This window comes from Bradyrhizobium sp. 604_D8_N2_3 (assembly GCF_051810765.1).
Taxonomy (GTDB): Bacteria; Pseudomonadota; Alphaproteobacteria; order Rhizobiales; family Xanthobacteraceae; genus Bradyrhizobium; species Bradyrhizobium barranii.
The window spans coordinates 6,397,099-6,419,954 of the sequence record NZ_JBPWPM010000001.1; the positions used below are offsets into that span (position 1 = coordinate 6,397,099).

Sequence of the window (22,856 nt, forward strand, 5' to 3'; positions counted from 1 at the left end):
TAGATCTTACGCAAACCGTCGAAGCGCGTGCCGACATAGCGGAGAAAGGTCGTTGTTGGACAGGTCGACCGATCCGCCGACTTGCTTGACGCCGATCGTGTTGAAGGAGATCGTCGTGGCGTCAATGTTGATGCCGCCGCCCGAGATGGCAATGCCGGCAACCGAGTTGCTTGACACGACCGAATTGCTGAGGTGAACGGCCGCGCCGGCACCCACGCCGATACCGCCGGCCGCTTTGATCACCTTGACGTTGCTGAGCGTCGCCTTGATCAAGCCCGCAGCCGCGCTTGCAATCGTAAAGCCGCTGCCTCCCATATCCCGTGGTGTTCACGACGTTCAGCGCTCCAGTTTCCAATCCGCTTGGGTCAAGCGGCAGGCTTCGCCCGCCGCGGCCATCCGACGCAGCGCAGCAAGCGGTCGATCACAGGCCAAAATAGCAGCACGATCGCCAAGGTTGTGATCGAGCCGACCAGGCCGTTCGACCAGAACACCTTGAGGTTGCCACCGGACCCGATCATCGACAGGCGGAAGGCATCCTCGGCGCGATTGCCGAGCACGAGCGCCAGGGTGAACGGCGCGAGCGGGATGCCGATCTTCTTGAAGACGTAGCCGACGACGCCGAAGCCCAGCATCAGCCAGATGTCGAACATCGCGTTCTGGATCGCATAGGCACCGATCGCGCAGGACACCACGATCATCGGCGCCACCGCGGCGAACGGCACCCGCAGGATCGAGGCGAAGATCGGCACCGTCGTCAGCACCAGCACGAGGCCGACGACATTGCCGAGATACATCGAGGCGATCAGGCCCCAGACGAAGTCCTTATGCTCCACGAACAGCAGCGGACCCGGATTGAGTCCCCACACCATCAACCCGCCGAGCAGGATCGCGGCCGTGCCGGAACCGGGAATGCCGAGCGCCAGCATCGGCAGCAGCGCCGAGGTGCCGGAGGCATGCGCCGCCGTCTCCGGTGCGAACACGCCCTCGATGCGGCCCTTGCCAAAGCTCTCGGGATCCTTGGCGAAGCGTTTTGCGAGGTTGTAACCCATGAAGGAGGCCGCGATCGCGCCGCCTGGGGTGATGCCGAGCCAGCAGCCGATGAACGAGGAACGCAGCAGCGTCACCCAGTATTTCGGCAGGTCCTTCCAGACGCCGAGCACGACGCGGAGCGAGATGCTCGCCGCGTGTCCGCGCAGCGCCAGCCGCTCTTCCATCGTCAGCAGGATCTCGCTGATGCCGAAAAGGCCGATGACGGCAACGAGGAAGTTGATGCCGCGCAAGAGCTCGGCCGAGCCGAAGGTCATGCGCAGATTGCCCGACACCGTGTCCATGCCGACGCCGGCGAGCAGAAGGCCGAGCGACATCGAGATGACCGTCTTGTGCTTGGCCTCGCGTCCGAGACCGACGAAGGAGCAGAAGGTCAGCAGATAAACAGCGAAGAACTCGGGCGGACCGAACTTCAACGCAAAGGACGAGATCATCGGCGCGAGGAAGGTGATCAGCAGCACCGCGACCAGCGAGCCGATGAAGGAGGACGTGAACGCCGCGGTCAGCGCCTCCGCCGCCCTGCCCTGCTGCGCCATCGGATAGCCGTCGAAGGTGGTGGCAACCGACCAGGCCTCGCCCGGGATGTTGAACAGGATCGAGGTGATGGCGCCGCCGAACAGCGCGCCCCAGTAGATGCAGGACAGCATCACGATCGCCGAGGTTGGATCCATCGTGAAGGTGAGCGGCAGCAGGATCGCAACGCCGTTGGGGCCGCCGAGCCCGGGCAGCACGCCGACGAAGATGCCGAGCACCAGCCCGACCATCATCAGCACGAGCGTCTTCCAGGTCAGCAGGACGGCGAAGCCATGAAGCAAGAGACCGAAAGCTTCCATCGTGAGCGCCTAGTAGCCGAAGGCCGCTTCGAGCGGCCCTTTCGGCATGATGACGTCGAAGGCGATGTCGAAGGTGACGAACATGATCGCCGTGAACAGGAAGGCCGTGAGCAGCGACTTCCACAGCGCGATCTTGCCGACGAGCCGCATGAAGCCCACGATCAGGAGGAAGCTCGCGACGTAGAGGCCGAGGAACTGCATCACCAGGCAGAACAGAAGCGTCGGCACGAACACCGCCATCACACGGCGCGCTTGCGCACGCGTGACGAAGCTTTCGGATGCCGCGCGGTGCGCCACGAAGGCCGCAATCAGGCCATAGAGGCTGCCGCCACCGAGGATGACGGAGAGATAGAACGGGAAATAGCCGGGCTCCGGCCCGGTCGAATCCCAGGAGGCGCCGGTGCGCCAATTGTCATAGCCAAGCGTTGCGGCCAACGCGAGCAACAGCAGGCAGACGAATATCTCGATCGTGCCGGAGGAGACGACGGAGGGTGAGTCGTCTTCAGGCGCGGTCGGATCGTCGACGACGATTTCAAGATCGGTTTGGGACATGAGCTGCTTTGCAAAAGCCGGGAGTGATGTCACCTCGCCCCGCTTGCGGGGAGAGGCAGAGGCCGCGTCCGCGGCCGTTTTCTCGAACGTCGAAGCGGGTGAGGGAGACTCTCCGCGAGTCCGTCTGCCACTCTCTTCGGGGAGGGAGCCCCTCCCCCTGCCCTCTCCCCGTAAGAACGGGGAGAGGGAGAAGAGAGACGGCTACTTCGCGACGAATCCGGCTTCCGTCATCAGCGACTTGTTGGTGGCGTCGTCCTCCTCGAGGAATTGCACCATGTCCTTGCCGGTGAGGAAGATCGGCTTCAGCGCCTGCTTTTCCATGTAGTCCTTGTATTCCGCGGTCTGCGTCACCTTGTGGAACAGATCGACATAGAACGCCTGCTGCTCCGGCGTGACCTTGCCGGGCAGGAACATCGCGCGCAGCATCAGATACTGGACGTCAACGCCCTCCTCCTTACAGGTCGGGATGTCGGCCCAGGATTGCGTGTCCGTCACCTTGCTGGTGTAGGAGATGCGCTCCTTGTCGAACACGCAGAGCGGGCGCACCTGGCCAGCACGCCAGACTTCGAGATTTTCGCTCGGGTTGTTGACGTTGGATTCGGTGTGGTTGCCGACGAGCTGCGTCGCGGCCTCGCCGCCGGATTTGTAGGGTAGATAGGAGAATTTAGCGCCGGTCTTCTGCTCGAGGAAGACGGTCAGCACGTGATCCTCGCGCTTGGAGCCGGTGCCGCCCATCTTGAACGGCGAACTCGCCGCCTTCGCAGCCGCGACGAATTCCTTCACCGTCTTCGGACCTGCGCTGTTGTCCCACAGCACGAACTGGTCGAGCGCGATCACCGAGACCGGCGTCAGCTCGCGCCAGTTGAACGGGATCTTCGCCGATAGCGGCAGCATGTAGATCAGCGAATAGGCGATCAGCACCTTGTTCGGGTCGCCTTCGCTGGACTTCATGTACATCAGCGCTTCCGCGCCCGAGGCGCCGCCCTTGAGCGAGACGACGATCGGCTGCTTCATCAGATTGTTCTTCTGAATGGCGGCCTGCATCATCCGCGCCATCTGGTCGGAGGCGCCGCCCGCGCCGGCGGCCACCACGATCTCGACCGGCTTGGTCGGCTCCCAGCCGGCAAAAGCCGGCGCGCCACAAAGCGCAGCGGCCAGCACGACCGCGGCCTTCATTCCTTGTCCCACGTGCGTCTCCCCAAGTTTTCGCCTATGTTCTTGTTCGGATTGGCAATTCGCGAAGCAATGCGAATTGCATTGTGCGGGCGAATGCCGGCCAGTTCAAGCCGGCCCGGCGCCGCTCCGCTTATGACTTTGGAATGAGATCGATTGCAAGCTCGACCGCTGAAATCTCGGGACTGGAATAGAAGGCGAGTCGCCAAATCAACGTTGCAGTTCGGGTTGCCGCAAATTCCCTGCTGTCTGGCGGTGAGAGATAATTTGTCACAGCTTTGTGCCACAAAGTCCGCGAAATCATCGGGCGGATCGGCCAGCACGCCGGACGCAACCGATATGATCACTGGTCTCCAGTCGCTTCAGTGAAGAACAGGCGCGTTTCCTCATTTCGCAGATGCCGAGAGCCTATGGTCTATTTCAATCGGAATTCCACTGGTCGAAAACCAGAAGTAATTCAAAGCACTTTGGCATTCGCTGTTGTCGTATTCGTGCTCGTTGTCACGAGCCTCATGATCGCGCCGGGCGCGGATGGGCTGTTAGGTGCATACCTCGCCGCCTTAATGCTCGGCATCGCCTGCAACGACGCCCGCCACTACCTCATTCCAAACGAGCTGACCGCCGCGGCTTTCGGCATTGCCTTGTTACGCGGATTAACCTTACCCAATGCCAGTGCAACATCGATATTGTGGCCGGTCTTTCGCGCCTCGGCGGTAAGTCTGCCGTTGTTTTTTCTCTTGTTGTTCTACCGTTACTGGCGCGGCCGGGACGGATTGGGGCTTGGGGACGTCAAGCTTGCCGCGGTTGCCGGTGCCTGGCTCGAACTCCCAACGGCGGCTGCGGTGATCGAATTGGCCGCACTTTCAGCGATTGCCGCATACATCGCCAATGCTCTCGTGCGACGGCGGTCGCTGCGAGGTACGGCATTCCTGCCGTTCGGACTTTTTATGGCACCAGCTATTTGGGTCGGCTGGCTGAGCGAACAATTGCTCTTGCGCTGGGGGTATTTCTGGCCGGGTTGACCTCGCGGCTTGCAACGCCGGTGCAGCGGCGGTCTCACGGCCGCCGGTTGAGTGATCGAGACGCGGAGACCTGGATTGCGCGCTACTTGCCCTTCCAGTTCGGTGTACGCTTGTTGAGGAAGGCGTCCATGCCCTCGCGGAAATCTTCGCTCATATAGGCCTTGAGGATCAGGTCCTCGCCCTCTTCGCGCGACAGCGTGCGGCGGATGCGGCGCACCGCCTCCTTGGTCGCTTCCAGCGTGAGCGGCGCATGGCTTGCGACGAGCTTGGCGGTCTCGTCGGCACGGCGCTGCAGCGTCTCGACGTCGGGCACGACCTCGTTGAGCAGGCCGAGCGACAGCGCTTCCTGCGCCTCGACGAGGCGCGCCTTGAAGATCAGATCCTTGGTGCGGGCGGGACCAACCAGCGAGACGACGCGGCTGATGTTCGACATCGACAGGCAGTTGCCGAGCGTGCGCGCGATCGGAAAGCCGATGCGCGTCGTCTCGGTGCCGATGCGGAGGTCGCAGCAGGCCGCGATGCCGGCGCCGCCGCCGGTGCAGGCTCCCGCGATCGCCGCGATCACGGGCACACGGCACTGCTCGAGCGTGCCGAGCACGCGGTCGATGCGAGCCTCGTAGTCGAGCGCGTCCTGCGCGGTCTTGAAGGCGCGGAATTGAGAAATGTCGGTGCCCGAGGCGAAGGCCTTGTCACCGGCCCCGGTCAGGATCAGCGCCTTGATCGAGCGATCGGCGTTGATCTCCTGGCAGATCTCCGCCATGCGATCATACATGGCGAAGGTCATTGCGTTGCGCGCCTGGGGGCGGTTGAAGGTGATCCGCGCGATGCCGTCCGTCACGGAGTAGAGCAGGTCTTCGTTGGTCGTCGTCGGTGCGTTCATCGCGCGCTCACTTTCTAAGTTAGTTCAGGCCACCTGAGCCTTCAGGCCACCTGAGCCTTGGCCATCGGCACCGCGTCGCGTCCCTTCAGGACGTCCATGGCCGCCAATACGCCGCCGCTCCGGTGCGGAATCTTTGCAAGATCCAGGCCCATCTCGACGCCGGCGAGCGTGCCCATCAGCATCAGATCGTTGAAATGGCCGATATGGCCGATGCGGAACACCTTGCCCTTGACCTTGTTCAGGCCCGTGCCGAGCGACATGTCGAAGTTTTCGAGCACCACCTTGCGGAAGGCGTCGGCGTCATGTCCATCGGGCACGCGCACGCCGGTCAGCGCGGGTGAGTGTGCGGCAGGATCGGCGCACTGCGTCTCCAAGCCCCAGACCTTGACCGCGGCGCGCGTCGCGGCGCTGTGGCGCTTGTGGCGGGTCCAGACATTCTCCAGCCCCTCCTCTTCCAGCATCTTGACCGCTTCACGCAGGCCGTAGAGCAGATTGGTCGCGGGTGTGTAGGGGAAGGTGCCGAGCTTGTTGAAGGAGATGACCTCCTGCCAGTCCCAGTAGGAGCGCATGCCGGGGTTGGCCTTCGCCACCGCGAGCGCCTTTTCCGAGACGGCGTTGAAGCCGAGGCCCGGGGGCAGCATCAGGCCCTTCTGGGAGCCGGCGACCGAGACGTCGATGCCCCAGGCATCGTGCTCGTATTCCATCGAGCCGAGGCCGGAGATGGTGTCGACCATCAGGAGGGCCGGATGCTTGACGCGGTCGAGCAGCTTGCGCACGTCGAGCGGCGGCGTCACGCAGCCGGTCGAGGTCTCGTTGTGGACGACGCAGACCGCCTTGATCGTGTGCTGCTTGTCGGCGGCAACGCGCTTCTCGATCTCGGCGAGATCGGCGCCATGGCGCCAGTCGCTCGGGATGAAGTCGACGTCGAGCTTGAACTTGTCGGCGATGCCGCGCCACAGCACGGCGAACTGGCCGGTCTCGCACATCAAAACCTTGTCGCCGGGGGCGAATACGTTGACCATCGCCGCTTCCCAGGCACCGGTGCCGGACGAGGGGAAGATGATCACGGGCTGCTGGGTGCGGAACACCCGCTGCATCGAGGCGAGGACCGCAAAACCGAGCTCCGCGAACTCCGGACCGCGATGGTCCAGCGTCGGCATGTCCATCGCCCGCAGCACCCGGTCGGGCACGTTGGTCGGTCCTGGAATCTGTAAGAAATGCCTTCCAGTGTGCACGGTCATCGGCGTCCTTCCCGGTCTAGCCTTGGTTTTGATGGGCGCCGAATAGCACCATTTGACCGGCTTGTCCCCTCTCAAGACGCCTCCCATGCATAAGCGGCGGGCCTCCGCCGCCCGTACTCCGCGGCCACCACCTTTCCGACCGGCAGGCGCCCCTCGGCCTCCGTAAACGGACGCTCCGGATGCATCAGGAAGGCGGAGAAGCCACCGAGCAACAGCAGCCCCATCGACATCAGGAACGGCAGGTACCAGTTGCCGGTCGCGTCGATCACGAAGCCGGCAACGAGCGGGGAGACGATGGCGGCGAAGGCCGAGCCGGTATTCATGAGTCCCGAGGCGATGCCGGAATATTTCGGGGCAATATCCATCGGGATCGACCACATCGGGCCGATCACCAGCTCGGCGCAGAAGAAGCCGGCCGACAGGCACAGCGCGACGATCGTGATGTCGTGGACGAACAGGATCGGAAACAGCGAGAGCAGCGCGCCCGTAAATCCCGCAACGGTGACGCTCAGCCGCGCCAGACGGACGTTGCCGGTGCGATCGAGGATCTTGTCCGAAAGCACGCCGCCGACGCTGTCGCCGACCACGCCGGCGAAGAACACGCCGGAGGCGAACAGCGCCGAGTTCTTGATGTCGAGATTGTGGTTGTTCTTGAAGAACAGCGGCAGCCAGTTGAGATAGAGCCAGAGGCACCAGCCGTAGCAGAAATAGGTCAGCGTCACTGGCCACATGCGGCCGAGCAGCGGCCCCCACGGCACGCGCCGCCGCTCGCCGGTCGGGCGCGGCGGCAGTGCGGCGAGCTCAGCCTCGGTGATGGAAGCGTGCTCCTTCGGCTCGTTGCGGAAGTACCAGACCCAGACGACGCCCCAGACCAGGCTGACGAGACCGAGCACGACGAACGCGCCGCGCCAGGTCAGCCAGACGATCAGCAGCGCCACCACTGGTGGCGTCACGGCATTGCCGAGCCGCGCGAACGAGTGTGTCAGTCCCTGCGCAAAACCGCGGCGGTTCGCGGGCGTCCAATATTGCATCGCGCGCGTTGCCGTCGGGAAGGTCGCGCCCTCGCCGAAGCCTAGCGCGAAACGCGCGACGAACAGTGCGGCAAGACCGTTGACGAAGCCGGTCGAGATGGTCGCCGCCGCCCAGATCATGCCGCACCAGAACAGCGTCTTGCGCGGCCCGAAACGATGGCCGACCCAGCCGCCGATCACCTGGAACAGCAGATAGGGATAGGCGAAGGCGGAGAAGACGAGGCCAAGCTGGGTGTTCGACAGACCCAGCTCCTTCTGGATCTCGCTCGCGGCGGTGCCGATGTTCACCCGGTCGACATAGGTGATGAAATACATCGCGCAGAGCATCGCCAAGACGACGTGCGTGGCCTTGAACCGAATTCCCATCTCCACCCTCCCTGACTGTTTTTTATGATTGGCCTTGCGTGTCCCGCGCGACCTAAGTGCCGACCACTTTGAGATGCGGGGAGGCATTGCCCTGCGGGCGCTGCTCCAGCAGCTTCATCGCAGCGTCGACGCCGCCGGAGCGGTGCGGCACGCCCGCAACCGACAGGCCCATCTCCACGCCGGTGAGCGCGCCGAGCAGCGTCAGCGCGTTGCATTCGCCGAGATGGCCGATGCGGAAGACTTTTCCGGCGACCTTCGACAGGCCCGAGCCGAGCGACATGTTGTAATTATCGAGCACGATCTTGCGGAACTGATCGGCGTCGTGGCCCGGTGGCATCAACACCGCGGTGAGCACCGGCGAGAACTCCGAGGGCTCCTGGCAGAGGATCTCGAGGCCCCAGTGACTGACCGCGGCACGCGTCGCGGCAGCCAGCCGCTGATGGCGCGCGAACACGTTGTCGAGCCCCTCTTCGAGCAGCATCGCGATCGCCTCGCGCAGGCCGTAGAGCAGATTGGTCGCCGGCGTGTAGGGGAAGAAGCCGTTGGCGTTGGGCTTGAGCATCTCCTCCCAGTCGAAATAGGAGCGCGGCATCTTGTTGGTTTTCGCAGCAGCGCGGGCCTTCTCCGAGATCGCATTAAAGCCGAGACCGGGCGGCAGCATGAAACCCTTCTGCGAGCAGCTCACGCTGACATCGACCTTCCACTCGTCGTGGCGGTAGTCGACCGAGCCGAGCGAGGAGATGGTGTCCACCATCAGCAGCGCCGGGTGACCAGTGCGATCAATCGCGGCGCGGATCTCGGCGATGCGGCTGGTTGCGCCGGTCGAGGTCTCGTTGTGCACGACCATGACGGCATTGATCGCGCGCGGCTTGTCCTCGGTGAGCTTCGCCTCGATCAATGCGGGGTCGGCGCCGCGGCGCCAGTCGCCGGGGACGAAGTCGACCTCGATGCCGAACCGCCCCGCCATCTGCCGCCACAGGGTGGCGAAATGGCCGGTCTCGACCATCAGCACCCGGTCACCAGGCGACAGTGTGTTGACGATCGCGGCCTCCCAGGCGCCCGTCCCCGACGAGGGGAAGATCACGACCGGACCCGCGGTCTGGAAAATTGTCTGGCTGCCCGCGAGCACGGCGCGGCCGAGCTCGCCGAATTCCGCGCTACGGTGGTCGATGACCGGCATGTCCATGGCGCGCAGGACCCGCTCGGGGACCGGGCTCGGGCCCGGAATCTGAAGGAAATGGCGTCCCTGGTGCATGAAACCTCCCTGTCGGCTGACTCTGGCCGGCTTCGGAGTTATTTTGCATTCATTTTTTGTCATTTCAATCGAATTTTGGTATTCGATTGTGAACGTCGACGCGATCAAATAGGCAAACTATTGTGCTGCAAATGAAATCGACGATTCCCGACACCGGGGTTCCGATCACCCCACCCGCCGGCAATGGCGGCGACCGCCAGGAGGCCTCGCTTCACGGCGAGATCCTGCTGCGGCTGCGCGACTACGTGGTCGAGGGCAATATTCCCGACGGCGCGCGCGTCCCCGAGCGCCAGCTCTGCGCGATGCTCGGCATCTCCCGCACGCCGCTGCGCGAGGCCCTGAAAGTGCTCGCTTCCGAGGGCCTGATCGAGCTTTTGCCCAACCGCGGCGCGCGCGTCCGCCAACTCAGCCAGCGCGACCTCGAAGAGCTGTTCGACGTCATGGCGGGGCTGGAGAGCCTTGCCGGGCGGCTCGCCTGCGAGGCCATTACGGATGAGGAAATCACCGCGATCGAGCAGCTGCATTACGAGATGTACGGGCACTATCTGCATCGCGACATGCACGGCTATTTCCAAACGAACCAGCGCATCCACGAAAGCATCGTCACGGCCGCGCGCAGCGAGACGCTGAAGAGCGCCTACGCCAACTTCGCGGGCCGCATCCGCCGGGTCCGTTACTCCGCCAATTTCGCCCGCAAGCGGCAGCGCTGGGCGGAAGCGATGCGCGAGCACGAGACCATCCTCGACGCGCTGCGCCGCCGCGCCGCCAGCGAGCTCAGCGACATCCTGTTCCAGCACCTGCGCAACAAGCGGGCGGCCGCGATCGAGCACCTGACCGAGCCCCAAGAGGACGCACCGGCCTCACCCTGAGGGGCGCCCGACTTGCTCATTTTGAATTCATAATATAATCGGTCGTGAGAAATAATGAATAACTCGGCAAGGCTGGGCCTCGCTGGGTCAATCCGGGACCAGGGATGACAAACGCCTCCTCGCTCGAACGGCGCCTGCGCGCGGAAATGACCGGCGACGTCCTGTTCGACGGCTTCAGCCGCGGCCGCTATGCCACCGACGCCTCGTTCTACCAGATCGTGCCAGCCGGCGTGGTCGTGCCCAGGACCATGGACGAGGCCTTGCGGGCACTGGCGATCGCCCGCGACGAGGGCCTGAACGTCACCCCGCGCGGCGGCGGCACCTCACAATGCGGCCAGACCGTCAATGACGGCCTCGTGGTCGATCTCTCGAAGCACCTCAACCGCATCCTGTCGCTCGACGTCGCGGGCCGCACCTGCGTGGTCGAGCCCGGCATCGTGCTCGACGACCTCAACCGTCAGCTCAAGAAGCAGGGCCTGTGGTTTCCGGTCGACGTCTCCACAGCCTCGCGCGCCACCATCGGCGGCATGGCCGGCAACAATTCCTGCGGCGGCCGTAGCTTGCGCTACGGCACGATGCGCGACAACACACTGTCGATGGAGGCGGCGCTCGCCGACGGCACGCTGGGCCGCTACGGCGAGGTGTCGCGTGATCTCTCCGACCTCGATGCAAACGACAGCGCGCGCGCCCTGTTCCGCGACATGCTCGATCTCGGCGCCCGCGAGGCCGACGAGATCGCCGCGCGCTTTCCCAAGGTGCAGCGCCGTGTCGGCGGCTACAATCTCGATGCGCTGACGCCGCGCAATGCGCGCAACAACATGGCGCATCTCCTGGTCGGCTCCGAAGGCACCCTCGCCTTCACCACCAAGGTCGAGCTGAAGCTGTGGCCTGTCATCCGCAACAAGGCGCTCGGCATCTGTCATTTCGGCAGCTTCTACGAGGCGATGGACGCCGCCCAGCACCTGGTCAAGCTCAAGCCGATCGCGGTCGAGCTGGTCGACCGCACCATGCTCGCACTCGGCCGCGACATCGCGATGTTCAGGCCGGTCATCTCCGCCGCCATCAAGGGCGATCCGGATGCCGTTCTGGTGGTCGAATTCGCCGAAGAGGACCAAGCCGACAATCTGGTGCGCCTCAAGCAGCTCGGCGAATTGATGGGCGATCTCGGCTTCGGCTGGAACAACGACAAGCGTAAATGGGGCGGCGTGGTCGAGATCACCGAGCCCGCGCTGCAAAGCGGCATCGCCGATTTCCGCGCCGCCGGCCTCAACGTCATGATGTCGATGAAGCAGGAGGGCAAGCCGGTCTCGTTCGTCGAGGATTGCGCCGTGCCGTTGCCGCATCTGGCCGACTACACCGCGCGGCTCGGCGAAGTCTTTGCCAAGCACGGCACCAGCGGCACGATGTATGCGCATGCCTCCGAGGGCTGCCTGCACGTACGGCCCGTGCTGAACCTGAAGCTGGAGAAGGACGTCAAGGCGATGCGGGCCATCGCCGAGGAAGCCTTCGCGCTGGTGCGCGAATACAAGGGCTCGCATTCCGGCGAGCATGGCGATGGCCTGGTGCGGTCCGAATTCCACGAGACCATGTTCGGCGAGCGTCTCGTCGCCGACTTCAGGGAGGTGAAGAGCCGCTTCGATCCCGAGGGCGTCCTCAATCCCGGCAAGATCGTCGATGCGCCCCGGATGGACGATCGCTCGCTGTTCCGCTTCAAACCCGACTACCGCGTCAACGAGTTGCAGACGAAGCTGGATTGGTCCGCCTATCCCGGCGCCGGCGGCGGATTCCAGGGCGCGGTCGAGATGTGCAACAACAACGGCGCCTGCCGCAAGCTCGAGGGCGGCGTGATGTGCCCGTCCTACCGCGCCACGCGCAACGAGAAGGACGTTACCCGTGGCCGCGCCAACAGCTTGCGGCTCGCCATCTCCGGCCAGCTCGGTCCTGACGCGTTGTCCTCCGACGAAATGATGGAGACCCTAAAACTCTGCGTCTCCTGCAAGGCCTGCCGCCACGAATGCCCGACCGGCGTCGACATGGCCAAGATGAAGATCGAGGTGCTCGCCGCCCGCGCCGCGTCCCATGGCCTGACCCTGCGTGACCGCCTGGTCGGCTACCTCCCGCGCTATGCCGGTCTCGCGTCGCGCTTCGCGCCACTCGCCAATTTGCGCAACCGCAGCCCGCTGCTGCGAAAGCTGTTCGAGCGCTTTGCCGGCATCAGCGCGCGCCGCGCCCTGCCCGCCTTCCGCAGCGACGTGTTCGTGCCGCCCGCGGGAGCGGTCGGGCCGGAGACCGGCCGCGAAGTCGTGCTGTTCACGGACACCTTCAATCGCATCTACGAGCGCGAAAATCTCTACGCCGCGCTCCGCGTGTTCGCGGCGGGCGGTTATCGCGTGCACCTGCCCAAGCCGGCGAGCGCCAGTCGCCCGCTCTGCTGCGGCCGTACATTCCTCTCAGCCGGTCTCATCGACGAAGCCAGGGCCGAGCTCGACCGCCTCGTGGCCGCGTTCGCGCCCTTTGCCGCCCGCGGCGTGCCGATCGTCGGCCTCGAGCCGAGCTGCCTGCTGACGCTGCGCGACGAGCTCGCCTCGCTGCGCAAGGACAACGACGCCAGGGCCGTCGGCGCCCACGCGCTGACTTTCGAGGAATTCCTGGTGCGCGAGGCCGAGGCCGGCCGGCTGCAACTGCCGCTCGGCATCGTCGCCGACAAGGCCGTCGTGCACGGCCATTGCCACCAAAAATCCTTCGGCGCCTTCAAACCGGTCGAGCAGGTGCTGCGCCTCATTCCGGACCTGAAGGTCGAGACCATCGAATCGAGCTGCTGCGGCATGGCCGGCGCCTTCGGCTACGGCGCCGACACCTATGATGCCTCGATCGAGATGGCCGAGCTGTCGCTGCTGCCCGCGGTGCGGCGCGCCGACCAAGCTACACTGGTCGTTGCCGACGGCACCTCCTGCCGGCATCAGATCCACGACGGCGCCCAGCGCGAAGCGCTTCACGTCGCGCGCGTGCTGGCGATGAGCCTCGACCGCGCCGGAGCAAATTCCACTTCTCACACCAAAAAGGAAACCAGCCATGGCTGACCTCACGCTCGACACCGCCCGCAAGATCCTCGACGCCGCCTTCGCAAAATCCACCGAGCTGAAGCTCAAGCCGCTGGTCGTCACCATCCTGGACGCACGCGGCGTGCTCAAGATCGCCGCGGCGCAGGACGGCACTAGCCTGATGCGCGCCGAGATCGCCCACGGCAAGGCCTATGGTGCGCTCGCCATGGGCATGGGCTCGCGCGCCTTGTTCCAGCGCGCGCAGGAGCAGGCCTATTTCATCGATTCCGTAAACACCATCGCCAAGGGCGCGCTGGTGCCGGTCCCCGGCGGCGTGCTGATCATGGATGGTGCGACCTTGCTCGGCGCCGTCGGCGTCTCCGGCGACACCTCCGACAATGACGAGGCTTGTGCCGTGGCCGGCATCTTGACCGCCGGCCTCACGGCCAATGCGGGATAGCAGTTGTCCACGCCGAGAGCGAAATACGGAATTGATCGATAGGCCAACGATGTCGCAGCCTACACGGCTAGAGGTCCGACCGCCCCTGCCGCCAAGCCGACAACCACCTCTCGCCGATCCAGCGAAAATGGACCTTCAGCCTCCCGATGGTGGAACGACGCCGCGCCCACATTCTCCCCTTCGTCCATTGATCAACGACATCCTTTCTGCGGTGACCTGGAAGCCCGCACAACAAAATTGAAAATACATCACTCGAACGGAGCGAACCGTTGCTCCTTCGAACGGAAATCTCGCCATTGTTGCGGAATCCGATCGTTCCAGCGCCGTGCAAGCGCGCGACGCGCCAATCCACTCGGTGATGCGACCGGCTTCACCGGGATACGGAGCGCCTACCGATAAGGTTCGTGTGATTTTTCTATCAGTTCGCCAACTGACTCCAGTTGCGACCATTGCCCTCAGCATCTAGCCTACCCTCCGAAGCTGCCCGTTATGAAGAATGGATCGCGGAGACCACTTGTGCAGATCAAGCTTCCGGAGACGGATCTCAAATCAGTCCAAAGCCTCGACAGTGTTGAACTTAGAGATGAGGACGGAAGGCAGATCGGACAGTACTTGTTTGGAAAGGGCCGAGGGCGGATCGTTTTCTTATTCGGGAAATATAGAGGCGCGTTCAAGACCCACGCTGAATGTCAGGCTTTCGTCGACGGCGTTCTCGCGGTGATCAACTATCAGATTGGTGGCCAGAGCCCCCAATGACAAGTAAGAAGAAAAACAGAAACCGACCAAGAACGTGAGACTGGAAAAAAGCATCGACAGTCCACCTGCGCCTGTGACTTCCGTGGCGCTGACCACGGTCTTGGTTCTTAAATATTGCTCTGGGGCTTGAACGAGAGCGCGGTAAGACCATTGCCGCGCGGGAGGAGCACCATGGCAAACGCGCTTGTTGTACACAAGGACCGGCTGCCTCAGTCGCAAAAGATGCATCGGGCTGCGCAATATGTCCGAATGTCCACCGACTACCAACAATGAAAACCTGGCCGGTGGTAGGCGCGACGCATGAGCAACATCGCCGGCTTCTGAGGCTCAGACGTGTCGCGACCGTCCTAGTGCGCCTCGTAGTCTATATCGAGTCAGCTTTCGTTTCCGTGCCAGGTCTCGTTCGGCCGTTCGGAACGGTGACGCCGCTCAAATCATGGCTCGGACTGACCTGCCCCGGGTCCGCCATTCCCTCGTCGATCAGCTAATGAATGCGTATCTCGAGCGGCTCGGGGCAGAAGCGCCCGCTACGACCAATCGAAAAAAAATGGCGATCAACACGCTCGGCACAACAATCGCGGATGACCTTGCGACCAACCGACGGGCACGCCTGCGACTTCGGCTGCTTTTCCACACCCACGACGGGCAGTAGCTCGCGCGCATTCGGAGCTCCTACGATTGGGACTTGCGTACATCGCCCTAAGAGGCGCGACATTCCCCGGGGAGGCGCGTCATCAAGCAAAAAAGCTCTGATTCCAGTCACGAACTAGCGACCGCACGCGCCAGCGACGACACGAAGATTTTGAACCTTTCTCGGAGCCAAGGCACTACCCTGATAATCTTGAGGGTACGGTTCTATGAGTGCTATCGATATCGTCGGCTGGGCTTTATTGGCAGCGGTGCTGGTGGCTACGCTGAGCACAAAGAAAAGGCCGTTGGGTTGAGCGCCTGCCTTGCTTGAAGCGTTACCAGGGAAGTTTTGCGATCTCGTACGCAACGAACGCCAGAATCGCAATCCAAGCGAACGACACGCACCAAGACCCAACTGCACGATACGTGCTGACGCCCCGCGTAGCGCGGCTCACAGTGAGAATCATCCATACCACCCCCAAAGCGCTGAAGATCGACAGCACGACAAAGCCGAACCGATAAGTTCGTAGCTGGGACTCTTTTCCTTGGCATGTGCAGCTTGTGCCAATGCGGCGCGAGACAGTGTCGAAAACCGGCAAGTAGGCCAACTGAGGCGGCCTTACTGTCGGCGCCACCGCAGACCAGAGGCCCCGGCCTCAATAGCTCGGCCATCTAGGTAGTTTGCCGCCAAGACGCAGGCCACCACCATCAAATTCGAAACGAGCGCCCAAAAAACCATTCACTCCGCCTCCCGTTAGTGTCAGCCCCCCGCCGACGTGACGCCGGCGGGGATTCGGGCAGTGAATCGTTTTGGCCTATTCCGGATCAAACCAGAGTCAGTTCAACGGCTTAGACCGCGATTCCACTGACGAAGAGCCCGCCAGCGTGAGCCGGCGGGCTCTCTATACACATGAGGGCCAATTGCATCACCGTCTCCGCCGATCAATCTTACTGTGGCTAAGGAAGAACAAACCGGCCAGCACGCCAATAGCGGCGGGTATAACAAGGCTGAGACAGTCCATGACGCACCGCCTCTCAGCAAACGAACCGCCAGTCCGATAAGCTGACGGGCCTTCGACTGCGTCCGCATCAGCCCGGGTCTTTAGCAGCCTCGGGCGGCGGCTTCCACCTGGTTTTTTTCTAACCTGAGTTGGTTTTTTCCATGCCCAGCGTCGACTACCCCAATTTTTCTGAGCGTAGAGCAAGGGGTCGACCGGGTGGTTCAACAACTGAGGCTGGAGGATTGGGCCTGGCAAATCGCCGCCGACGTGTATCGCTTGAATCTGTATAGCCGACTCACCGGACGAGCGGCCCCGGGAGACGCCGTATCGGACGAACAGCTTGCCAGAGCAATCCGCGAAAGCTTCACTCAAACGAACGACGCCGCTTATCGAGAAATGGTTGAGTTAGCGACCGATGCCGCTTTATCGGCCTACGATTGCGTCGTCTCACGCAATATCAAACAGGCGCGCGCTCAACTAGCGAACTAACGGCTCATCGGCGAGTGATGGCTAGCTTGCCACGCAAGAGAAGCCCACCGACCTTGTGAGCCGGCGGGGAGTTGACTGCGATTACAATTGGTGTCCGCCGATCGCGGTTAGATCTTATCAGCAGACCTGATCGATTAGAACCGGTCGACTCACTTTTTCAGGCAAAGCCCAACCGGACGGAACGGGCCGGAAGACGTTCAGCCTGAAAACGGACGTCGATCTCCTGGAAGAGATGGCGAGGAAAATCGGCACGGTCAGGCTGATCATCGTCGATCCGATCTCGGCGTACATGGGCAGACGGCAACGGGAACGTGGAGACCCGGGAAGTCCTGGAGCCGCTGGCCGACACGGCTACCCGTCTGCGCATCGCCGTGGTCGCCGTGACGCACCTCAACAAGGGCGGAGGTGGCGGCAGCCAGGGCGCTCTGAACCGGTTCGCCGGCTCGATCGCCTTCGTCGCCGCGGAGCGTGCAGCGTTCGCCGTTATCGAGGATCCGGAAGACGATGAGCGACGGTTCCTGCTCCAAGCCAAGAACAACCTTGGCAAGAAGTGCAAGGGACTGGCCTTCCGGCTTGAGCAGCGCTTGGTTGGCGACGACGTGATGTCCTCGAACGTCATGTTCGAAGGCGACCATGTGAGCGAGTCGATCGACGAAGCGCTGTCCGCCTCCGAGAATCGGGGGACCAAGAAGGGTCAATTGGGTGGCGGCAAAGAGGACCTCATAGAGTTCCTTAGGGATATCCTGTCCGATGGTCCGGTGGACGTTCTGGAGGTCGAGCGCCAAGCCCGGGCGGCAGCGCTGCTGGAGGACAACAAGCGGCTCAGCAAGAGCAAGTCCTTCCGTGACGCCCGAACCGAGCTTGGGATCAAGTCGACGCGGGACGGCTTCGGCCCCGGTTCCCGCTACGTGTTGGAGCTACCGGACGCACCATGGGCGCCCATGGAGAGGTTGGAGGCGCGCAATGACCGGCCGCAGAACCCGTCTGAAGGACCGGAGAGCCCATTGGCTCTTCCGGTTCGAATGCGACGGCCAGTCCTATACCGACGGCATCGGCACGTTCGAGGACGGGCGGATCGCCGAGGTATTAATCAACGGGACGAAGGTCGGTACGGCTGCCGAATCCAACGCTCAGGATGCGGCAATCGTCGCATACTTGGCCCTTCAGCATGGCTGTCCGGTCGAGACGATCCAGCGTGCCTTGGCACGAGTGGGCGGTTCGGCGGGCCCACTAGCAACGCTGCTTAGGACGGTGGAAAAATGAAACCCCCAGAGCATTCTCATCTTAAGATCCTGATGCCGTATGATCCTCGGGAACGGATTAGCCTCGCTGCGGCAGCCAAGAGGGCTGGAAAGTCGGAAACCACGATCCGCAACTGGTGTCATCAGCATGGACTCGGCAGGCGAGTTGGGGGCGGCATTTGGGTGGTCAGCCAAGTGGCTCTCGCGATGTTCCTGGATGGCGATATAGCGGCTCTCGCCGCGTACCATTCTGGCGATCATTCGAAAGTTGTTCGGTACTTTGAGCGCTTCGCCCTCTCGGCGCCCCGCTCCTCCGAGGGTCGAGACAGACCGAGCATCCAATGAAGCGCCGAAATCCCCATTGGCTCTGGTGATTTCGGCAGCGCAGAAAACGCTTCGGTTTAGGCCGGCAAATGGCGCCGTCTCTCACCAAGCAAACGTCAATTTACACCGAATTTTGCGACGGCTACCGCGAAATAGGCAGCCTTGGAAATAATTAGACACACATGGAAAAACATGCGACCACCCAACCTGAGGGCGAAATCATACTGCGGTTAGGGAGATGCTTCACAACGCTACTCCGTTGCGTCGGCTCTATTACAGGATGCGGGGTGTTCGCCGGCGAACCGATGAAATGGAACTGCTTGGCAGCCTTGCGCGCGACGCGTCGGCGAAGACAGATGTCGCACTTGGCTTTCAGCCCCCGCAGCTAAACTGCATCGGACTTGCACCAATCAACACACCGGCGCTGGTCCAAAGCTATCGTCCCGACATCGACGGGTTACGGGCGGTGGCTGTGCTTCTGGTGGTGATCTTTCACGCTTTCCCTGGTGAAGCATGGCTCCCTGGCGGCTTTGTCGGCGTAGACCTATTTTTCGTCATCTCCGGATATCTAATCTCGAAAATCCTGTTTAGCGAAATCGAGCAGCACCGCTTCTCCTTGGCGGGCTTTTATGGGCGCCGCATCAGGCGCATCTTTCCTGCCCTCGCCGTTTGCCTCACCGCCGTCTTCGTATATGGCTTCGTCGTATTGATGCCTTCGCAGCTTGCTCAACTCGGCAAGCAGGTATTTTTCGGGGCCAGCTTCCTGTCTAACATCGCGCTCTGGAGCGAGAGTGGGTACTTCGACGGTGACGCTACTTCAAAGCCGCTACTGCATCTTTGGTCTTTGGGGATTGAAGAGCAGTTTTATATTCTCTGGCCACCGCTGCTTTGGGTTGCTTTCAAACTAAAGGCTGCGATTGGGAGATTGACAGCTGGGTTGCTTGCGGCCTCCTTTGCGGTCAACTTTGCTCTCTCGCTCACTGACACAGCGAGCGATTTCTACCTGCCGGTCTCCCGCTTCTGGGAACTACTGGCAGGTGCAGCACTGGCTTGGCGACCGGATATCAATCTCAAAGCAAGCCTCAGGCATGTAATTTCAATTGCGGGCATTGCAGCCATTGCAATCTCCGCGGCATCGTTCGCGCCCGAGATGCGCTTTCCCGGATGGCTCGCTTTGCTACCTGTGGCGGGGTCGATCGCGGTCATCATGGCGGGACCAAATGCCATTGTTAACAAAACCATCCTTTCAAACCGCGCTGCGGTGTCCATAGGCCTTATCAGCTATCCCCTATACCTCTGGCACTGGCCACTGATCGCCTTCTCCTATGTTATCCGAGGGAAGCCCCCAACCTCTCTTATGGCTTTCGGAATTGTGGTTGCGAGCTTACTGCTAGCTTGGGCCACATACCGTTTCATTGAACGGCCCGTTCGTCTTAGTTCAAATCGCTTTCGATACACTGCCATTGCGGCGGCATGCGTCGCCGTGCTTGGCGCGTCTGGCTTGACGGTATGGATCATAGGTGGTGTGCCGCAACGGTTTCAGGCCAGCCTTGATCTGGAGAAGATGAATGCTGCCACTCTCGACGAGACCTACGCGCCGACGAACGGCATGAACGTTCTTGAGTTTGATCGCCGCAGAAATTCGGTAGTGGCGCAGATCGGACAAGGCGCCCGTAAAGTCGCGCTGGCCGGCAATAGCACAATGTTTCACTACGGCCCTCGTTTGCAGCAACTCGCAGACCAAGGGCAATTGGCGGTCAGCGCATATTTTGTGACAGGCCCCGCATGCCCGTTGGTGCCTGGCGTGACCGCACGCGACGAATTTGCAGACTGCGGCGTCGTCGTGAACAGATTGTCGGAGTTAGTGCGAAGAGAGAAGGTGCACGCGGTCGTTATCAGTCCTCATTATTGGCCAAGGAAACATGCCTTCATTGAGCGGGCGGGCAAGTCTATCCCTCTGGAGGGGGGAGACGAAGGCAGGCGCGCTTTTTATGCCAACCTCGAAGATTTTGTTCGCGAACTGAAGCGAAACGCGACGGTTTACCTTGTGCAAGGCGCGCCGCAGTCCCCTACCGCTCTAAATCCCCAACGCATGGTCACTCGAAGTGTCACTGGGTTTCGTGTCGATCCAAATTCCCAAGAATCCGTGCCAATTACCGATTTGCGAGCGCCTTTTGCTCAGCATGACGCAGATCTACGCGCCGTCGCGGAGCGCACGGGCGCGAAGTTGCTAGACGTCTTTCCTGACGTTTGCGGTAACGGTGAGACGTGTTCACCTTTTTTCGGACCGCGCGAGCCGAAATTTTCGGACGGCGTCCATCTGCGTCCTGTGTTTGTACGGGAGCATTTGCACTTCCTCGATTTTCTTTTGATGTAGTGTTTCTCTTTTTACCGCAATGTCCGAGTGTTGCCCCTTGTCGGAAGGAGGAGTGAGCAGGACGCGGATCAACAGCGTCTGCGTCGCAAGGACGACGATCCGCCAAACCCGGCGTGCTGTGCGCAGGTGTCTCCGTTGGCAGGGAGGTGTCTGTGCGAAGTATGAATAGGGGCCGCGAGACTCGGCGTTTGGATCTTGCCCGGACGCCGATCACCAGGTTCTGAAGCCGAACCAGCCGAACTGCCCTTGCCGTGCCACTAGAAGCATCTGCGGCTTGACGTGCCGTCTCGGCCGGGCGGCGACGTTTGATGTCTTGTGTTGTCGCTTGCGATCGATAGATTCGAGCGGGCGTGCATCCGGACGCGGCAGCATTGCGAGTGCATTCGCGACTGTCGGGTTATCGATCCGGTTGACGGGCGGTTCGGTGACGCCTGACGACATCGCGACATCGGGGATCTTGACCGCGGGTGCGGCGGAAACGATTGTCGGCGACCGGGCGTCGAGCACACTTCGCTCCGGCCATTTGCGATCGGAGTGAATGCGTGATGCTGGTCGATCAGCCGGCACTGTCCAGGGATTGCCCCCTCGAGACACAATAGTCTGCGACAAAGAGCAACGCCGCTCCGACCTTCCAGTGATATGCCAGCAGCGGTAGCTCCTGTGCCCTCGAAACAACTGCACTGGGCCAGTTCTGCGACGTTGTCTCACGCATGCTGCACAATGGCGACGTACTTCTTGATCTAGATCAAGCGCGTGGGCCGATCGGAAACGTGATCCAGCTTCACTCGGAACTGCGTACGCTCCAATGTCAATTACTTGAGATGAAGTGCAACGTTACCTCCTTCCGATGGAGAGCTGCGAGCGGTGGACCTCTATCGCAGAGTTCCGCTTTGGGTCCAAAAGCGGTCGATGCTGACCAAGCGGAGCGATTTCCGCTTAACCCTCGGAAGCTGACGTTTATGAGTAGACGCCCTAGTTACCGCTACGCCACTGGCGGTTTGAATTTAAACCCAGGGTGGAAATCTTTCGCGCATGTTTGCCGTCTCCTCCAACTAGAGCTGATCAGAGCAGGACTAAGGCAAATGAAAGCATCTTCGCGTGCTCGGATGGGTTGGGTAAAATCTCTTTGTAAAGGAAATCAAAGGTCTGCCGTTCAGAGCAACGGGGCCTTTGTGTCAGGAGATGTCAGGAGCCTTGCTCATTTTGAAAATGGCAATCCTGGCGATCCTCTCGAATTATGTAATGCCCTAAAAGTGAAGGAGCGCTCTCAGTCCGCCGATGGCGTAGTTTCGAGACCAATACGCGCGCGCGAGGAACTGAGCGGTTGGTCATCGACGCTTCTAAAATAGAAGCGATTAGACAGGCTGCGTCGACCGCTCCGGGGATGGCTAGAAATAGCAAGGCGCATGTGAGCAAATGTGAACCTCCACATGACAAGAAATGACAAGGTCCCCGCGCGCGACAATTGCGCCTCTGGCGTAATTTCTGCGCAGTGCGCGCGCCGGCCGATAGTAGGAATTAGTAAGGCCTGCGGGAGCAAGTCAGCCATTGAAAGCCGAACCACGTCAGACACGGGCACAAAATATTGCCGTCCTGCGATTGATCGCTGTGGACCGCCAGCCATTTGAAAAGAAATCAAACAATCAAGCTGTGCTAGGCGTCATCCAGCAGTGGGTAGAAAGCCCCCGCCGTCACCTCTCGCATCAAGGCTATGGCGGAAGCGTGCCCAGTGACCTTGACCGGGAAGCGCGACCGCGCCCTGCTCCTGCTGGGCTTTGGGGGCGCCTTCCGTCGTTCCGAGCTTGTTGCGCTTGACGTGGAACATCTGGAGGAGACGGCCGAAGGGCTGCGGGCCTTCATCGCCAAGTCGAAGACCAACCAGGAGGCCCAGGGCGTGACGATAGCCATTGCTCGAGGATCTTCCACGGCCTGCCCCGTCGCTGCTCTGCGGGAATGGCTCGATGCGGCTGGCATCGAGACCGGGCCGGCGTTCCGACCGGTCAACAAAGCCGGCACGGTGAGCACCGATAGGCTCACGGATCGATCGGTCGCCAACATCGTCAAAACCTATGCGGGCGTTGCTGGCCTGGATGAAAAGCAATTCTCCGGGCACTCGCTGCGCCGCGGCTTCCCCACATCCGCTGCTGCTGCCGGGAAGTTCCGGATGCGTGATGTGAGTCGGCACAAGTCGATTGAGACCATGAGCGGCGACGTTCAAGAAGCTGAGCATTTTAAGGATCATGCTGGCGCTGGCCTGCTGTAGGGATC

21 protein-coding genes are annotated in these 22,856 nt (G+C 61.9%); 10 read left to right on the forward strand and 11 right to left on the reverse strand.

Annotated features, from left to right (window positions below):
- Window positions 1-6: 6 nt before the first annotated feature.
- The 5 genes from AB7245_RS30690 to AB7245_RS30710 form a co-directional block, all read right to left on the reverse strand.
- On the reverse strand, window positions 7-273 hold the full coding sequence (locus AB7245_RS30690) for a right-handed parallel beta-helix repeat-containing protein (RefSeq protein ID WP_354134172.1): 267 nt from the start codon (window positions 271-273) through the stop codon (window positions 7-9).
- Between the two features lie 92 nt (window positions 274-365).
- Entirely contained in the window at window positions 366-1,880 is a 1,515-nt protein-coding gene (locus AB7245_RS30695) for a tripartite tricarboxylate transporter permease (protein WP_354126207.1), read from the reverse strand.
- Between the two features lie 9 nt (window positions 1,881-1,889).
- Complete coding sequence (locus AB7245_RS30700) at window positions 1,890-2,432, reverse strand: tripartite tricarboxylate transporter TctB family protein (RefSeq protein ID WP_212102434.1); 543 nt, start codon at window positions 2,430-2,432, stop codon at window positions 1,890-1,892.
- A gap of 201 nt (window positions 2,433-2,633) precedes the next feature.
- Window positions 2,634-3,608 carry a Bug family tripartite tricarboxylate transporter substrate binding protein gene (locus AB7245_RS30705; RefSeq protein ID WP_028149699.1) on the reverse strand — a complete coding sequence of 325 codons (975 nt, stop codon included), beginning with the start codon at window positions 3,606-3,608 and terminating at the stop codon, window positions 2,634-2,636.
- The gene (locus AB7245_RS30710; protein WP_354134174.1) at window positions 3,605-3,952 is read right to left on the reverse strand and encodes a hypothetical protein; all 348 of its coding nucleotides are present in this window, start codon (window positions 3,950-3,952) and stop codon (window positions 3,605-3,607) included. The genes AB7245_RS30705 and AB7245_RS30710 overlap by 4 nt, the downstream gene beginning before the upstream one ends.
- Window positions 3,953-4,015: 63 nt before the next feature.
- On the opposite strand from AB7245_RS30710, the gene AB7245_RS30715 reads away from it, so the two are divergent.
- A complete protein-coding gene (locus tag AB7245_RS30715) occupies window positions 4,016-4,627 on the forward strand; it encodes an A24 family peptidase (RefSeq protein WP_354126204.1) in 612 nt (203 codons plus the stop codon).
- Window positions 4,628-4,709: 82 nt separating this feature from the next.
- Here AB7245_RS30715 and AB7245_RS30720 read toward each other — a convergent pair whose 3' ends face one another.
- The 4 genes from AB7245_RS30720 to AB7245_RS30735 all read right to left on the reverse strand — a co-directional run bounded on the left by AB7245_RS30720 (window position 4,710) and on the right by AB7245_RS30735 (window position 9,400).
- Window positions 4,710-5,507, reverse strand: a complete 798-nt coding sequence (locus AB7245_RS30720) for an enoyl-CoA hydratase/isomerase family protein (RefSeq protein WP_135215083.1) — start codon at window positions 5,505-5,507, stop codon at window positions 4,710-4,712.
- Between the two features lie 41 nt (window positions 5,508-5,548).
- Window positions 5,549-6,748, reverse strand: coding sequence for a pyridoxal-phosphate-dependent aminotransferase family protein (locus AB7245_RS30725; RefSeq protein WP_354134177.1), 1,200 nt, complete (start codon window positions 6,746-6,748; stop codon window positions 5,549-5,551).
- Between the two features lie 71 nt (window positions 6,749-6,819).
- Window positions 6,820-8,145 (reverse strand): MFS transporter, encoded by a 1,326-nt coding sequence (locus AB7245_RS30730; protein ID WP_439035264.1) that lies wholly within the window; start codon window positions 8,143-8,145, stop codon window positions 6,820-6,822.
- A 52-nt stretch (window positions 8,146-8,197) separates the two neighbouring features.
- Window positions 8,198-9,400, reverse strand: a complete 1,203-nt coding sequence (locus AB7245_RS30735) for a pyridoxal-phosphate-dependent aminotransferase family protein (RefSeq protein WP_439035265.1) — start codon at window positions 9,398-9,400, stop codon at window positions 8,198-8,200.
- 131 nt (window positions 9,401-9,531) lie between these two features.
- Here AB7245_RS30735 and AB7245_RS30740 point away from each other — a divergent pair, with 131 nt between their 5' ends.
- From AB7245_RS30740 to AB7245_RS30765, 6 genes are all read left to right on the forward strand, one after another.
- Entirely contained in the window at window positions 9,532-10,269 is a 738-nt protein-coding gene (locus AB7245_RS30740) for a GntR family transcriptional regulator (RefSeq protein WP_212102428.1), read from the forward strand.
- Between the two features lie 104 nt (window positions 10,270-10,373).
- Window positions 10,374-13,349: an FAD-binding and (Fe-S)-binding domain-containing protein gene (locus tag AB7245_RS30745; RefSeq protein WP_439035266.1), complete on the forward strand. Its 2,976-nt coding sequence runs from the start codon at window positions 10,374-10,376 to the stop codon at window positions 13,347-13,349.
- Window positions 13,342-13,770, forward strand: coding sequence for a GlcG/HbpS family heme-binding protein (locus tag AB7245_RS30750; protein WP_354134181.1), 429 nt, complete (start codon window positions 13,342-13,344; stop codon window positions 13,768-13,770). The genes AB7245_RS30745 and AB7245_RS30750 overlap by 8 nt, the downstream gene beginning before the upstream one ends.
- A gap of 516 nt (window positions 13,771-14,286) precedes the next feature.
- The gene (locus AB7245_RS30755; RefSeq protein ID WP_354248929.1) at window positions 14,287-14,526 is read left to right on the forward strand and encodes a hypothetical protein; all 240 of its coding nucleotides are present in this window, start codon (window positions 14,287-14,289) and stop codon (window positions 14,524-14,526) included.
- A 436-nt stretch (window positions 14,527-14,962) separates the two neighbouring features.
- Window positions 14,963-15,178: a hypothetical protein gene (locus AB7245_RS30760; RefSeq protein ID WP_439035267.1), complete on the forward strand. Its 216-nt coding sequence runs from the start codon at window positions 14,963-14,965 to the stop codon at window positions 15,176-15,178.
- Between the two features lie 1,195 nt (window positions 15,179-16,373).
- A complete protein-coding gene (locus AB7245_RS30765) occupies window positions 16,374-16,646 on the forward strand; it encodes a hypothetical protein (RefSeq protein WP_439035268.1) in 273 nt (90 codons plus the stop codon).
- 263 nt (window positions 16,647-16,909) lie between these two features.
- Here AB7245_RS30765 and AB7245_RS30770 read toward each other — a convergent pair whose 3' ends face one another.
- On the reverse strand, window positions 16,910-17,431 hold the full coding sequence (locus AB7245_RS30770; RefSeq protein WP_439035269.1) for a hypothetical protein: 522 nt from the start codon (window positions 17,429-17,431) through the stop codon (window positions 16,910-16,912).
- A gap of 178 nt (window positions 17,432-17,609) precedes the next feature.
- Here AB7245_RS30770 and AB7245_RS30775 point away from each other — a divergent pair, with 178 nt between their 5' ends.
- Together AB7245_RS30775 and AB7245_RS30780 are read left to right on the forward strand one after the other, a co-directional pair.
- Window positions 17,610-17,909, forward strand: a complete 300-nt coding sequence (locus tag AB7245_RS30775; protein ID WP_439035270.1) for a hypothetical protein — start codon at window positions 17,610-17,612, stop codon at window positions 17,907-17,909.
- A gap of 612 nt (window positions 17,910-18,521) precedes the next feature.
- Window positions 18,522-20,588: an acyltransferase family protein gene (locus AB7245_RS30780; RefSeq protein WP_439035271.1), complete on the forward strand. Its 2,067-nt coding sequence runs from the start codon at window positions 18,522-18,524 to the stop codon at window positions 20,586-20,588.
- A 210-nt stretch (window positions 20,589-20,798) separates the two neighbouring features.
- Here the strand turns inward: AB7245_RS30780 and AB7245_RS30785 are convergent, their stop codons facing one another.
- Complete coding sequence (locus tag AB7245_RS30785) at window positions 20,799-21,095, reverse strand: hypothetical protein (protein WP_439035272.1); 297 nt, start codon at window positions 21,093-21,095, stop codon at window positions 20,799-20,801.
- Between the two features lie 1,204 nt (window positions 21,096-22,299).
- Between AB7245_RS30785 and AB7245_RS30790 the strand changes: the two genes are divergently transcribed.
- Complete coding sequence (locus tag AB7245_RS30790; protein ID WP_439035273.1) at window positions 22,300-22,851, forward strand: site-specific integrase; 552 nt, start codon at window positions 22,300-22,302, stop codon at window positions 22,849-22,851.
- Window positions 22,852-22,856: the final 5 nt, after the last annotated feature.